The sequence below is a fragment of the Prevotella sp. FD3004 genome, assembly GCF_000746155.1.
In the GTDB taxonomy this organism is placed as follows: Bacteria; Bacteroidota; Bacteroidia; order Bacteroidales; family Bacteroidaceae; genus Prevotella.
This window is the reverse complement of the sequence record NZ_KN050820.1, coordinates 333545-348409: the sequence shown is the minus strand read 5'-3', so window position 1 is coordinate 348409 and position 14865 is coordinate 333545. Positions and strand designations below refer to the sequence as shown.

At 46.3% G+C, this 14865-nt stretch carries 10 protein-coding genes; 6 read left to right on the top strand and 4 right to left on the bottom strand.

The genetic code is table 11. From position 1 onward, the window contains the following. Nucleotides 1–14: 14 nt before the first annotated feature. On the top strand, nt 15–2612 hold the full coding sequence (locus T325_RS11905; protein ID WP_036914306.1) for a sugar-binding domain-containing protein: 2598 nt from the start codon (nt 15–17) through the stop codon (nt 2610–2612). 33 nt (nt 2613–2645) lie between these two features. On the opposite strand, the gene T325_RS11900 is transcribed toward T325_RS11905, so the two are convergent. Next, nucleotides 2646–3179 (bottom strand): LOG family protein, encoded by a 534-nt coding sequence (locus T325_RS11900; RefSeq protein ID WP_036914303.1) that lies wholly within the window; start codon nt 3177–3179, stop codon nt 2646–2648. Nucleotides 3180–3260: 81 nt separating this feature from the next. Between T325_RS11900 and T325_RS11895 the strand changes: the two genes are divergently transcribed. Beyond that, the gene (locus T325_RS11895) at nt 3261–4061 is read left to right on the top strand and encodes a flavodoxin (RefSeq protein ID WP_231622235.1); all 801 of its coding nucleotides are present in this window, start codon (nt 3261–3263) and stop codon (nt 4059–4061) included. Nucleotides 4062–4064: 3 nt separating this feature from the next. Then, the gene (locus tag T325_RS11890; protein WP_036914301.1) at nt 4065–5882 is read left to right on the top strand and encodes a DEAD/DEAH box helicase; all 1818 of its coding nucleotides are present in this window, start codon (nt 4065–4067) and stop codon (nt 5880–5882) included. Nucleotides 5883–5982: 100 nt separating this feature from the next. Here T325_RS11890 and T325_RS11885 read toward each other — a convergent pair whose 3' ends face one another. Both T325_RS11885 and T325_RS11880 read right to left on the bottom strand, forming a co-directional pair. Then, nucleotides 5983–7167 (bottom strand): FprA family A-type flavoprotein, encoded by a 1185-nt coding sequence (locus T325_RS11885; protein WP_036914298.1) that lies wholly within the window; start codon nt 7165–7167, stop codon nt 5983–5985. A gap of 13 nt (nt 7168–7180) precedes the next feature. After that, nucleotides 7181–8179 carry a carbohydrate kinase family protein gene (locus T325_RS11880; protein WP_081911221.1) on the bottom strand — a complete coding sequence of 333 codons (999 nt, stop codon included), beginning with the start codon at nt 8177–8179 and terminating at the stop codon, nt 7181–7183. Between the two features lie 86 nt (nt 8180–8265). Between T325_RS11880 and T325_RS11875 the strand changes: the two genes are divergently transcribed. After that, the gene (locus T325_RS11875) at nt 8266–9495 is read left to right on the top strand and encodes a M16 family metallopeptidase (protein ID WP_036914294.1); all 1230 of its coding nucleotides are present in this window, start codon (nt 8266–8268) and stop codon (nt 9493–9495) included. Between the two features lies 1 nt (nt 9496). Here T325_RS11875 and T325_RS11870 read toward each other — a convergent pair whose 3' ends face one another. After that, complete coding sequence (locus tag T325_RS11870) at nt 9497–10375, bottom strand: PfkB family carbohydrate kinase (RefSeq protein WP_036914292.1); 879 nt, start codon at nt 10373–10375, stop codon at nt 9497–9499. 122 nt (nt 10376–10497) lie between these two features. Between T325_RS11870 and T325_RS11865 the strand changes: the two genes are divergently transcribed. Both T325_RS11865 and T325_RS11860 read left to right on the top strand, forming a co-directional pair. Then, nucleotides 10498–11823, top strand: coding sequence for a glycoside hydrolase family 28 protein (locus T325_RS11865; RefSeq protein ID WP_036914289.1), 1326 nt, complete (start codon nt 10498–10500; stop codon nt 11821–11823). 43 nt (nt 11824–11866) lie between these two features. Further along, entirely contained in the window at nt 11867–14854 is a 2988-nt protein-coding gene (locus T325_RS11860; protein WP_369794053.1) for a SusC/RagA family TonB-linked outer membrane protein, read from the top strand. Nucleotides 14855–14865: the final 11 nt, after the last annotated feature.

The window sequence follows — 14865 nt, the reverse complement described above, 5'->3', positions numbered from 1 at the left end:
AAACTGAAGACCGAATGAAAAAACTAACTACTATACTACTAATGGCTGGCCTCTGCCTGAATATGCAGGCGGAGGCTCTGCCGAAATACATTGATCTGAGTGGCACTTGGCTGTTCGCTCTTGATCGTAACAAAACAATCCAGGCAGGGACTCAATTAACGGAAACAATCCAACTGCCAGGAACAACCGATACCAATAAGAAGGGTGATTATACTGCAAGAAGTGAGGAAACCACCCAATTATCGCGACTTTGGTCGTACAAGGGACGAGCGTGGTATCAGAAAGAGGTGGATATCCCTGTTTCTTGGAAAGGTAAGCCTGTTTATCTGACTCTGGAACGTACAAAGCCATCGGAAGTTTATGTGGATGGAAAATTCGCAGCTTCCTCAAACGATATATCTACTCCTCAGATATTTGAACTCTCCAAATGGCTTAAACCTGGTAAGCACCAGCTTACCATCATGATTGATAATGGTTACGGAGTGCCTGAGCAACTTTACGAAAGTAGTCACGCCTATACCGAGAGCACTCAAACAAACTGGAATGGTATCATCGGTAAAATCGAACTGTCAACACAACTCCCTTCACCGTCACAGGTAAAAGTAGTACACCAGAACTTCCGTGATTTCCATATCGAAGGCCAGCATTTTTATGCTAATGGACATGTCATCTATTTAAGGGGTAAGCACGATGCTTGTGTATGGCCGTTGACAGGTCATGTGGCAATGGATGTAGAGTCGTGGAGGAAATATCTTGGCACTTGTGGTGCATATGGTATTAACCACATCCGTTTTCATTCCTGGTGTCCGCCAGAGGCAGCATTCGTAGCTGCTGATGAGTTGGGCATTATCATGCAGCCCGAGCTTCCCTTCTGGGGTAGCTTTGATGAGCAAGACGATACGCTGATGACCTTCCTACATAAAGAAGGAGTGAATATATTGCGAACCTATGGTCATCATCCTTCGTTTCGTATGTTTGCACTCGGCAACGAGCTTTGGGGCTCAATAGAAAAAATGGCAGAATTCGTCGAAGATTTCCGCAAGATTGCCCCGGACAAGTTTTATACTTTCGGCTCCAATTACTATTTGGGTTATCAAGGCGTGAAAAAAGGAATGGATTATTTTACCACTTGTCGTGTAGGTGGTGAGGGATGGGGAAATTATAACACCCACACCCGAGGCTCGTTCTCGTTTGCAGATGCCGCTGACGGTGGTGTTATAAATCATTTTTATCCTAATACGATGATGAACTTTGAGGAAGGCTGTCAATTAGCCTACCCAGAAGGGACTGCATGGACTAAGGCCGTTCCTGTCATTTCACACGAAACGGCTCAATTCCAGACTTATCCCGATTACGATGAAATCAAGAAATACACAGGTGTGCTTTATCCTTATAATATGGAGGTGTTCCGCAATCGCCTAGAGAAGGCTGGTATGTTAGATCAAGCAAAAGACTTTCATAAGGCAAGCGGACTCTGGTCGCTCCAGCTCTATAAACAAGACATAGAGATGGATTTGCGCACTAGAAACATGGCAGGTTTCCAGCTTCTTGATTTGCAAGATTATCCTGGGCAAGGCTCTGCTTACGTGGGTATTCTCAATGCCTTTATGGAACCGAAAGGCATTTGTACGGAGCGTGAGTGGCGACAGTGGTGCGCCCCTGTAGTACCGCTACTCATAGCCGACAGATTTTGTTTCACCAACCAAGAAGGCATCAGAGCTTGGATTCAGGTAGCTAACTATAGTGGGGAATCGTTGAATGGAAAGACATTATGTTGGCAACTGACTTCTGGCTCGAAAGGCGTTGCATCAGGAAATATTCTACTGCCTTCTACAGAAGGCCTTTTCACTGCTGGAGAACTCTGCATCGACCTCTCAGCCTTTGACAAGCCAACCAAACTTCAGCTCAGCCTTTCTATAGGCGAAACGGAGTATTTCGGCGCACCCTATCACAATACTTACGATCTCTGGGTTTATCCAGCTTGGAGTGATTTGAGTAAACTGGAGAGTTTGGTAATGGTGACGAATGAACTAAACGATATTGCCATTGGTCAGCTGCAGAAAGGTAAGAGTGTATTGTTAATGCCTGATTCTACCGATCTCTGTGTTGGCGGACTCTTTACCACCGATTATTGGAACTATCGTATGTTCAAAACCATTTCCGAGAATAATAAAAAGCCTGTTTCACCAGGAACCCTAGGTATTTTGACAGATCCGAATCACCCCATATTTAATGGTTTTCCTACAGAAATGCATACCAATTGGCAATGGTTTCCTATTATCAAAGCCAGTCATCCGATGATACTCGACAATACTAGCCCTGACTATCGTCCTATCATACAGGTTATCGATAACGTGGAACGTAATCATAAACTCGGCCTTGTCTTCGAATTTCAAGTGGATAAAGGCAAGTTACTGGTATGTATGGCCGATCTTGAGGCTGCCACATCCTATCCAGAAGGCCGCGCCTTCTATCGCAGTATCTTGGAGTATATGACTTCTGGGGACTTTACTCCAAAGACCCACATCACCCTTGAAGACTTCAAGAAACTTATGACGAATCCTGTTGTTGAGGGTAAAATAGGTGAATTGAATAACATTTCACCTTATTAATTGAAAAGAAAGAGCCTTGCTACTTGCAAGGCCCTAAATTTTTATTATTTGGCTGATTTCTTCGATGGAATCAGCTGTTTTTATATACTGGTGCCAATCACCGCGAATCATTCCTTTTGCCTGCAAATCGTCAAGTAGGGCAATCAAATGGTTCCAGAAGCCTTTCATATTATACAGAATGACCATCTTCTGATGATACCCGATTGTTGCTGATGCTGCAACGGTAAACACTTCGTCAATAGTGCCGATACCTCCAGGCAGGGCGATAAACACATCGCTCTGATCCATCATCAGTTGTTTGCGGTCTGTGAGATTATCGCAAGGAATCTCCACATCTACATAGTCGCTTGTGCGTCCACTCTTTTCCACCATCATAGGCACGACACCTATCGTGCGGCCTCCATCCTTCTTTGTTGCTTTAGCCAAACACTCCATAAGCCCTTGGTTCACACCGCCATAAACAATGCTGTGATTGTTGGTGGCGGCCCATTTCCCAAGTTCTTCTGTCATCGCAAAAAACTCAGGATCAATCTGCTCATTAGCAGAACAAAATACACATATCTTCATAATGTTTGCAAAGTTACAAATATTTTTGTATCTTTGCAAGCGAAATAGAAATTAAACAATAAACCCACAAAACAATAACTTATGAAGAAACTATTATTATCACTCGTAATGACAACATGCATAACAGCAGGTTATGCACAAAAGAAACTAGTGCTTTATTTTTCCGAAGGTGGAACAACAAAAGTCGTAGCAGAAGAACTGCAGAAACAGTTAGGTGCTGATATTGAAAGTATTGAGGCTGTAGAGCCTTATTCTGGAGACTTCCAGGCAACTATACAGCGCAGCAATAAAGAGAGGCAGAGTGGTCAGATGCCAGCTCTGAAGCCTCTTAAGTCGAACATTGCGGATTACGACATAATTTTTCTAGGTTATCCCATTTGGGGCGGTACATACGCTCTTCCGATTGCTACTCTCCTGAAAGAGCAGAACTTTGACGGGAAAACCATTGTGCCATTCTGCTCATTCGGTAGTGGTGGGCTGAACACTTCTTCTGCAGATTTAAAGAAAGCCCTGCCCAATGCAAAGATTCAGAAAGGTTATGGTGTCCGTGCTGCTAGAGTGGACGCTGCTGCAAAAGAACTTGACCGTTTCCTGAAAGAGAACGGATATAAAGAGGGAGTCGTTTCCAAGTTACCTGAGTATTCCGCTCAGCAGCCTGTAACTGAAGAGGAGAAAGCTATCTTTGATGCCGCCTGCTCGAGTTACCAGTTCCCTCTTGGTACCCCCTCAACCGTTGGCAAACGTATTACTGATGATAGCACCGATTATCAATTTACGGTGAAGGGTCGCGGTATGAACGGTGAAGAGGCTGTCTCTACCATCTTTGTAACGGTGGGTAAGGAAGAAGGGGCAAAGCCGGAATTTACTGAAGTTGTAAGATAATAGATGAAGACATTTGAAGAACTTGGCGTTTGTGAGGCAATTCGCAAGGCCATCGATGAATTAGGTTTTGTACAGCCAATGCCTGTACAGGAGGCGGTGATTCCCTATTTGTTGGAGAATCAGAATGATGTAATCGCTTTGGCGCAAACGGGAACAGGTAAGACCGCAGCATTTGGTATTCCCTTGTTGGAGCGCATAGACACATCATGGCGCGATACCCAGGCACTGGTGCTCTCGCCTACGCGAGAACTGTGCTTACAGATAGCAGATGATATCCGCGATTTTGCCAAATACATGGATGGTGTCCATGTTGAGGCTGTTTACGGCGGTGCTGCTATAGAGCCACAGGTACGTGCCTTAAAGAAAGGCGTGCAGATTATCGTGGCAACTCCTGGACGACTTGTCGACCTGATGCATCGTGGCAAAGCCCAACTTGGACAAGTAACGAATATTGTGCTTGACGAGGCTGACGAAATGCTGAACATGGGATTTTCAGACAGTATCAACGAGATTTTTGAATCATTGTCTGCTAATCATCATACGCTGATGTTCTCTGCCACGATGAGTAAAGAGGTGGAACGTGTGGCTAAGAAATACCTGCACGACTACAAGGAGATTGTGGTAGGTAGTCGCAACGAAGGAGCCGAGAGCGTAAACCATATTTATTATATGGTGAACGCCAAAGACAAATACCTCGCTTTGAAGCGTATTGTCGACTATTACCCCCGCATCTTCGCCATCATCTTCTGTCGTACAAAAGTCGAGACACAGGAGATTGCCGACAAGCTCATCAAAGACGGATATAATGCAGAGTCACTACATGGTGACCTGAGTCAGCAACAACGAGACCTGACGATGCAGAAGTTCCGCAACCATTTGACACAACTGCTAGTAGCCACAGATGTGGCTGCTCGCGGACTGGATGTGGACGATCTGACACATGTCATCAACTTCGGGCTGCCCGATGATATCGAGAACTATACCCATCGCTCTGGTCGTACAGGCCGTGCTGGCAAGAAGGGAACTTCTATTTCGATTGTTCATAGCCGCGAGAAGTTTAAGATTCGCAATATCGAGAAGGAAATTGGTAAGGAGTTTGTGAAGGCTGAGATTCCATCGGCAGAAGAGATTTGCAAGAAACAGCTCTATAAAGTGATGGACCAGATTGTGAAGACCGACGTAGATGATGAAGAGATAGCTCCTTTCATGCAAGATATCAATCGCTATTTCGAATATATCGATAAAGAAGAGCTTATCAAGAAGATTGTATCATTGGAGTTTGGAAAGTTTCTGGCCTATTATGCCGAAGCACCAGAGATTGAGGCGGTTGTACCAGACAGGAAGGAAAGAAAGCCTCAGAGCGACAAGCAAAAGCTGCAGAACAAAGCAGCAAAGGGCTATAAGCGACTTTTCATTAATCTCGGTAAGCGTGATGGCTTCTATCCTGGTGAACTGATGCAGACATTGAACCGCTTCGTTGGCGGACGTCAAGAGGTGGGGCATATCGACCTGCTTGATACCATTTCTTACTTTGAGGTACCGGAAAAGGATGCCAAGAAGGTGATGATACAGTTGTCTGGCATCAGATATAAGGGAAGAACGGTTCGTTGTAATGATGCAGACGAAGGTGGAAAAGTGCCAGAAGGCAAGTCGTCATCAACCTCCAAGCGCCAGAAGAAAGACGATAGGCGTAGCTTGATGCGTTCATCCGAGGGTCGTCCACAAGGCAAGAGCAGAGGCGCTCGTGATTTAAAAGGGCCAGAGCCTGATTTCACTGAAGAAGGTTGGGCCATGCGCAAGCCTCGTAAGAAAAAGAAATAAATAGCCCCCTATCCATTACAAGCGGTCTGTATCGGTAGTACAGACCGCTTGTAATAAGGAAAGGTGACGTCTAAGTCAGCAAAAACAAGACAATACAGTTTTATTGCTTAAGTTTTTCTGCCATGGCATGGCCGAGAGCTTCGCATTGGGCTTTAGTCTCGGGGGTGAGGGATTGCTTAATCTCTACAGGTTCTCCTACAGCCTCGAAGTGAAGACGCTCATCGTTCCATTTCTGAATCTCAGCTACAGCCTTTGACGCCCAGCCGAAAGAGCCGAACCATCCGAGATAGTGGTTCTTAATGTCCTTCCCTGCTAGTTCCGAAAGCAGCACGTCCATCTCGTGATAAAGCCCTGTATTATATGTAGGAGCGCCTACAATCAGACCTTTGTAGCGGAACACGTCACGTATAATATAGCTATGGTGAGTCTTTGAGACATTATACATCACAATGTTCTTTACGCCAGCCTCAGAAGCCGCACGGGCTATAACTTCTGCGGCACGTTCAGTATTTCCATACATCGTACCATAGCAGATGACAAGCCCTGGCTCTGTCTCATACTTTGAGAGCGTGTCATAGATACCTATTACCTTTTCAACATATTCATGCCATACTGGACCATGTGTAGCACAGAGATAATCCAACTGAATGCCTTCAAGTTTCTTCAAGGCGTTCTGCACGGGAGTACCGTATTTGCCAACGATATTTGAATAGTATCGCACCATTTCCAGCCAGAATGTATCAGTATTGATCTGAGAATCCACAACACCGCCATTCAAAGCACCGAAGCATCCGAAAGCGTCACCAGAGAAGAGGACGTGGCTTACCGATTCCAGTGTTACCATCGTCTCAGGCCAATGCACCATCGGAGTCATCACGAAGTTCAGCGTGTGACTACCAAGTTCCAGCGTATCACCGTTCTTGACCTCTAACAGACCGTCAATGACGCCATAGAAACCTTCGGCCATCTGGAATGTCTTTTTATTACCGATAATCTGAATCTCTGGATAATATTTCCTAATCAGTGCAAGACTGCCGCTATGGTCAGGTTCCATGTGGTTGATAACCAGATAGTCAATTTTGCGATCGCCGATGACCTCATGTATGTTTTCAAGAAACTGCACGAAGAAATCTACCTCGACAGTATCAATCAGACACACTTTCTCATCATCAATCAGATAAGAGTTATAAGACACGCCATTTGGCAATGGCCACAAACCTTCAAAGAGGTTCTTGTTACGATCGTTGACACCTACATAGTAGATTTTGTTGATAATTTCCTTCATAAATTTATCATTTTTAGTTATTCTTTTCCAATTCCTCCAGGCATGCCTCCCGCTCGGCTTTGCCGCTTGGCTCGTCCAAGAGCTCTTGTTTTTTCAGGTCGGCAAACACTTGGTCCACACTGTTGTTGATGCTTTGGCATACGTTTGCGGCAAACTGCTGAGCCTCATCTACTATTTTGTCCCACAGCTCTTCAGGAAGACCGTGTTCAAGCATCTCACGGGTAACACCGTACTTAATAATTCCATAGACGAACCCTGCATTGAAGTTGTCGCCAGCTCCAATCGTGCTGACAGTTTCAGACTGCATTGCGGGATATTGGCGACAGAAGCCCCCTGCGCCACGCACTTCCAAAGGCTCTGCTCCTTGTGTATAGATGAAGTTCTTACAATAGAAAGATATCTCTGAGCGATAGATTGATTCTGCGTCCTTTTTATTATACATCACCTCAAAATCCTCCGTACTGCCACGAATAATGTCTGTATACTCAAAATTCTCAAGCAGGTTGGGCTTGACTCTCATTAGATCGTCACGGTGAGAGGCGCGAAAGTTCACGTCGTAATAAAGAATGGCGCCGCAATTGTGAGCGTGCTCCAGAAAAGCCGCCATCTGTTGTCGGATAACAGGGTTTACGGCATAGAAAGAGCCGAACATCACGATATCATCAGAATGAATGTCGGGGTAAATCATCTCCAGTCTGTCGTGAGGATGGTCTTTATAGAAAATATACTCCGCATCGTTGTTCTCATTCAGGAAAGCCAGAGATATAGGTGACTTTGATTCCGGATAGATACTTACGCTACTGGCATCGACGTGATTGTCCTCCAGAAAACGGATAATACGCTGCCCCACACGGTCGTCGCCCGTCTCACTGATAAATGTCACATCCATGCCCACACGCCCTAATGAAATCAGACCATTGAACATAGAGCCGCCAGGTACAGCTCCTATAGGCTGTTCATCCTTGAAAATGATATCGAGAATTGTCTCGCCAATACCTATTACTTTTCGCATATTCTTTTAGTTATGGCTGCAAAGATACGAAAAAAATCGAAGTTCCCACGAGAAATCGAATGATTTTGAGTAACTTTGCAGCCGAAATGACAAAATATAACACTTACACCCTTAAAAACGGTCTCCGCGTCATCCACCTGCCATCAGTGTCGCAGGTGGTCTATTGTGGTTATCAGATAGCTGCAGGCACACGCAATGAACTTCCTGGTGAAGAAGGACTGGCTCATTTCTGCGAGCATCTGACTTTCAAAGGGACAGAGCGGCGCAATGCCTTGCAGATTATCAATGCCCTTGAAGGTGTGGGTGGTGAACTAAATGCTTTTACTAATAAGGAAGATACGGTGTTCTATGCCGCCATCTCTAAGGAGCATTTCCTGCGTGCAGTCGACGTTCTTACCGATATTGTCTTTCACAGCACCTATCCTCAGCATGAGATGGATAAAGAAGTAGAGGTCGTTTGCGATGAGATTGAGAGTTATAACGATTCTCCAGCCGAACTAATCTACGACGAGTTTGAGAACATCCTTTTTGAAGGCCACCCTCTCGGTCATAATATCCTTGGCAGGGCCGACCTCCTTCATTCTTATACAACAGCAGATGCACTCCGTTTTGTTCAGCGGTACTATCGCCCAGACAATGCCGTCTTCTTTGTATATGGTGATATTGATTTCAAGCGACTGGTGAGAAACCTTGAGAAACAGGAATTCAGAGAGGATGGCAGACAGAAAGAGAGACCTGCGATTAATGAATCCTTCAAGGAGGAAATTTCAGAAACGCTGACACTCGAGAAAGACACTCATCAGGCCCATGTGATGCTTGGCACCAGGTCCTATCCTTATGAGGATCCGCGCCGCATGACCCTCTACCTGCTTAATAATTTACTAGGTGGTCCTGGCATGAATGCCCGTTTGAACCTCTCGCTCCGTGAACATCATGGACTGGTCTATACCGTTGAAAGCGCAATGACATCTTATTCTGATACGGGCGCATGGAGCGTTTACTTCGGTTGCGACCACAATGATATCCGTCGTTGTCTCCGCTTGGTACGCCACGAACTCAACCGTATGATGCAAAAACCGCTTAGCGACAGACAACTTGCTGCGGCTAAACGGCAATTGAAAGGTCAGATTGCTATTGCCTGTGATAATCACGAACAGTTTGCACTCGACTTTGGCAGAAGCTTTCTCCATCATGGACAAGAACGTCATCTTGATGCCCTTTATCGTCGCATCGACGCCATAACAGCCGATGAGATACAGCAGGTGGCCTGCGAACTGTTCAAGCCAGAACGGTTACTGACCCTGATTTTCAAATAACTTATTTCGATAAAATCTTACAAACGTCGTATATTGTATGAGAGAAGGGACCGGTGTGCTCAAGTTTCAGAGTACACATAGCGGCAGCAAAGTTCCCGCTCTCAGCGTACGACATGCCTTTGGCACGTGCATAAAGATAACCTGCACTATAAGTATCGCCACATCCTGTCGCATCAACAAGATGGCGTGGAGGGTAGGCTGGCGTCTCATAAAACTGGCCCTCGGCATAGATTACCGAGCCACCGCCACCAAGGGTGATTATTACCTCCCGAACGCCCCAGTCATGAATCTGCTCTGCGGCCGTAAACGGATTGGTAATACTCGTTAGCGTCTGGCATTCCCATTCGTTTACTTTTAGGATGGCTGTATGCTTCAGCAACCGAAGCTTGTCTGTCCATTCCGTAGAAGAGACCTCTTCTCCGACCACCTTACGCAGATATCCCTGCACATCTATGGATACATCACCTTTTGTGGCAAGATATTCCACAACCTCTGGGGCGAAGTCGTCTGCCAGTAATGTACCGAGATGAAAGACACGTGCCTTTTCCTCTTTGAGTTGTTCCATGGTGAAGGGCGCCGACTTGGCTAGCACCCGTTGAGTGCGGTGGTCCATGTTCTCGCCATATTTGTTCTCGAAGAACACGTTTGTCTCGCTCTCGAAGGCTGTCACACGGATTCCTGCCTTGCGAAGTTTCTCCACTTCAGGCATTACCTCATGGCTCACGCTGGTCACCATGTGGAAGTCTACATCATGAGGCAGTGCTTGAAAAGCCCAGGCAATGTAATAAGCCGAACCTCCAGCGCAGTGAACCGTGTTTGGAGGGTCTTGAGTGATGATTCTGTCACGTGTGATATGTCCTATGCAGCATATATCTGTCATTATATCGACTTTTAATGGATTAAACGGGTGCAAAGATACTATTTTTATTCGAAATGTTTTGTTTTATTCACAAAATATACTATCTTTGCAACATAAATTTACCCGTTACTACTAATATAATCATGTTAAAACGAACGTTTCTGTGTGGATGTATGCTCATGATGCTGACGCTTTCATCTGTTGGCCAAATCGTCTACGATGTGACTACTTTTGGAGCCAAGGGTGATGGTAAGACAGACGACGCTCAGATCATTCAGCGTGTCATCGACAAATGCTCTGCTGAGGGTGGTGGACGAGTGCTGTTTCCGCGTAATCATACATTTATGGCAGGCCCTATCCAGTTGAAGAGTAACGTGGAACTCTACCTGGAGGCGACAGCCACCTTGAAAGCCAATCCTGATGAGAACATCTACCACCTGAGCGCATTCGGTGAGAATCGCGGCGAAGGCATGTTGTGGCTCTGGGCCGAAGATGCCGAGAACATCAGTATAACAGGAAAAGGCACCATTCATGGCAACGGCATTGCCTTCATGGGGGCAGAGCTGGAAGACTCCTATGAGTTGAAGCCTCTGGCTGATCAGGCTTTCGATCCTCGCCCTCATGTACTGACGCTGACGAATGTCAGCAATCTCACCATCCGCGATGTCACCATCAAGGAAGGAGCATATTGGACGGTACATCTCGTGGGCTGTAACGAGGCTGTCATCGATGGAATCAATCTTCTGAACAATCTCAAGATTCGCAATGGCGACGGTATCGATCTCGATCATTCTAAGAATGTTCGTATCAGCAATTGCCATATTACGTCGGGCGACGACTGTATCTGTCTGAAGAACCGTCGTGAGACAGAGCGTTACGGTTCTTGCCACGACATCACCGTCACCAACTGTGTCATGTCTTCGCGCTCTTGTGCCATCAAGATAGGAAGCGAGAACATGGATTCAATCTATAACGTAGTGTTTGATAATTGTATTATCACAGGTTCAAACCGTGGATTGGGCATCCAGAACCGCGACGAGGGAACGGTGACGGATGTTGTTTTCTCAAACATCCAACTCGACTGCCGTCTGTGGAGCGATGTGTGGTGGGGTAAGGCCGAGCCAATCTATGTTACCTCATATCCCCGTGCAAACGGAAACCACAAGGATGCCAACTGGCGTTTCCCTAAAGGCCAGATTGAGGGCCGCTGTGGTGAGGTGAGCCGCATCTGGTTCAATAACATTACTGCTACCAGCGAGAACGGCTGCTTCGTGGGAGGCGACGTACCTGGTAAGGTAAAAGATATTTATTTTAATAATGTACACGTACGCATGATAAACAAAGGTGAAACTCTGTTGATGGACAAGCGCCCATGCAAAGGCGAAGGCTTTATCCGTGCAGACTGGGACAGCTTGACTAAGACGGCTGTTCCCCTGATGACAGAGAATGCAGAAGTTGTCATTAACTGACGAATATTTATTTTAATTATACTAACTCTATTTTATTATGCAAATGATCCTAAATCTCAAGCATGGAACGCAGAAGGCCATGTTCTTCGTGTTCTTTCTGTTGTGCAGTACGGTGATGCTGGCACAGAACAAGGTGTCGGGAACTGTACTGGACGCTACTGGTGAGCCTCTCATTGGCGTAAGCGTACTCGAGGCAGGAACCTCTAATGGTGTAGTAACCGACTTTGACGGTAACTTCTCACTGACCGTAAAACAGGGTGCCCAGCTTACTTTCTCTTATGTAGGCTACACCTCACAAACCCTCGCTGCCAAAAACGGCATGATCATCACTCTTCAGGAAGACAACAAGGTGCTCAACGAAGTGGTTGTCGTAGGTTATGGTACCATGCGCCGTAAGGACGTTACCTCATCTATCACCACCGTTAAGGCAGAAGACTTGAATAAGGGTGTATTCACCGATCCTGGTCAGATGCTTCAGGGTAAGGTGCCCGGACTGGTTGTATCTTCTACAGCAGACCCTAACGGCTCTCCTACCATCACACTGCGTGGCGCTTCTACACTTCGTTCTGGTGCCATGTCACCATACTATGTAGTAGATGGTATTCCTGGTGTTGACATCTCTATCGTTTCTCCCGATGACATCGAGAGCATCGACGTGTTGCGCGATGCTACTGCTACCGCCATCTACGGTTCTAAGGCTGCCAATGGCGTTATTATCATTACTACCAAGAAAGGTGCCGAAGAGAAGACAAACGTAACATACAACGGTTATGTAGCATTCGACAATATCCTTAAGACCTATGATATGGCTTCAGCCAGCGATCTCCGCGAGTACGCATCAAAGAATGGTGTTGCTTTGAAGGATGGTGGTGCCGACATGGATTGGCAGAAGGAAGTGCTCCGTACTGGTATCAGCCACAACCACAACGTTGGTATCAGCGGTGGAAATGGCCGTACCAACTATATGATCAGCGGTAACCTCATGAAGCGTGAGGGTGTTGTCAAGATGACAGGTATGGACCGTTTCAATGTCCGTTCACTCGTTTCTACCAAGACATTGAAGGACCGCCTCACATTGTCTATGAGTCTGAATTCTATGTATGGCAAGCACTTCGGTGTGCCTACAGGCAATGAGGGCGCATCAGTGCTCGATGCCATGAACTACTACTCTCCAACCAATGCTGCCAAGAATGCCGATGGCTCATGGACAGTTGGTGCTGGTTCAAAGAACTATAACCCACTCGCTCTGATGGAAGAGAATACATCAGAGACCGTTTGGAAGCGTAACCAGTTTATTGGTAAGGCAACTCTCGAGATTATCAAAAACCTGCTTTGGAATGTCAACTACTCTTGGAGCAACTACCAGAGCACCTATAGCGCCTATAATACCCGCAACTCTCAGCTCGAGGGTATCGGTAACAAGAATGGTCAGGCCAGCCGCAATACCTACTTCGGCCGCGAGCAGACCTTTGAGACCTATCTGAACTACGGCTTCACAACAGGTAAGCATAAGGTTGATCTGATGGCAGGTTACACTTGGGAGGAGAAGAAGAACAACGACGGCTTCGGCCTGAGTGTTGAGGGCTACTACAACGACAACCTGACATGGTACAATATGTCGTATGCACAGACCATCCTTCCTGTTCAGAATTCTGTATCAAGTGGCTATGTAGAGAATGTCCGCAACATCTCGTTCTATGGCCGTGCCAATTACTCATTCGACGGTCGCTACATGTTGCAGGCAACTATTCGTCGTGACGGCTCTTCAGTATTCGGTAAGAACAACCGATGGGGTACATTCCCCTCTGTATCAGCAGCCTGGAATATCACAGAGGAGAGCTTCATGAAGAATCAGAAGATCTTCGATAACCTGAAGCTGCGTGCCGGTTATGGTATTTCCGGTAATGCTATGGGATTCGATGTCTATTCTTCATACGCTACTTATGGCGCTTCTGGTACATTCGTTTACGATGGTAAGACCTATCGCACCTATGGTGCCACAAAGAACGCTAACCCCGACCTGAAGTGGGAGACCACCTCTATGCTTAACATCGGTCTCGACTTCGCATTCCTGCGTGGACGTATCAATGGTACCTTGGAGGTTTACAACAAGAAGACCAAGGACCTGATCTGGAGCTATCCTGTTCCTACCACACAGTATGTATATGGTTGGATGGATGCTAACGTGGGTGAGATGACCAATAAGGGTATCGAGTTCTCGCTGAATGCTGTTCCTGTTCGTACCAAGGACTTCACATGGAGCACCACTATCAACCTGTCGCATAACAAGAATACTGTAGACAAGATGCAGAATGAGACCTATCATACCACCAATCTGTCTCAGGGTGATCCTATGGTGGCAGGTGTCTCTGCCAACGGATGGACTCAGCGCATTATGGAGGGTGAGTCAATCGGTACATTCTACACTTATCAGTATGCAGGAACTGTAAACGGACGTTCTGAGTACTATGTACTTGATGAGAATGGAAATAAGACTGGCGAGACAACCAACAATCCTGGTCTGAAGGACCGTGCTATCACTGGTTGTGCACAGCCTAAGCTCAATGCTGGTTGGAACAACAGTCTGACATACAAGAACTGGAATCTGAATGCCTTCATCACTGGCGTATTCGGCCATGATGTTTACAATGGTCCACGTGCTCACTACACCAGCGCCCAGATGTTCTCTGATGGTAAGAACGTGCTGAAGGAGTTCCTGTCATTCCCAGCAGGTGATGCTTCCGGCTCACTTCCATCTGACCGCTGGATCGAGAAGGGCACTTATGTACGTCTGCAGTCGCTCTCTCTGAGCTACACATTCCGCAACTGTTTCAACGACTGGATTCAGGATCTTACCCTCTATGGTACAGCTAACAACCTTCTCACAATCACGAACTACAAGGGTCTCGACCCAGAAGTTAATCTTGGTGGTATTGACCCAGGTATCGACTACCGTTGGAGCCGCTATCCCCATACACGTACCTTCATGGTTGGTGTAAAGATCAACTTTGGTGATGGCAAGAAGAAATAAAGTGATTATCA

Coding starts and splice junctions, on each gene's coding strand:
- T325_RS11880 (WP_081911221.1), bottom strand. CDS start 8,179: ATGCGAAAAGTAATAGGTATTGGCGAGACAATTCTCGATATCATTTTC.
- T325_RS11870 (WP_036914292.1), bottom strand. CDS start 10,375: ATGACAGATATATGCTGCATAGGACATATCACACGTGACAGAATCATC.
- T325_RS11860 (WP_369794053.1), top strand. CDS start 11,867: ATGATCCTAAATCTCAAGCATGGAACGCAGAAGGCCATGTTCTTCGTG.
- T325_RS11890 (WP_036914301.1), top strand. CDS start 4,065: ATGAAGACATTTGAAGAACTTGGCGTTTGTGAGGCAATTCGCAAGGCC.
- T325_RS11885 (WP_036914298.1), bottom strand. CDS start 7,167: ATGAAGGAAATTATCAACAAAATCTACTATGTAGGTGTCAACGATCGT.
- T325_RS11900 (WP_036914303.1), bottom strand. CDS start 3,179: ATGAAGATATGTGTATTTTGTTCTGCTAATGAGCAGATTGATCCTGAG.
- T325_RS11865 (WP_036914289.1), top strand. CDS start 10,498: ATGTTAAAACGAACGTTTCTGTGTGGATGTATGCTCATGATGCTGACG.
- T325_RS11895 (WP_231622235.1), top strand. CDS start 3,261: ATGAAGAAACTATTATTATCACTCGTAATGACAACATGCATAACAGCA.
- T325_RS11875 (WP_036914294.1), top strand. CDS start 8,266: ATGACAAAATATAACACTTACACCCTTAAAAACGGTCTCCGCGTCATC.
- T325_RS11905 (WP_036914306.1), top strand. CDS start 15: ATGAAAAAACTAACTACTATACTACTAATGGCTGGCCTCTGCCTGAAT.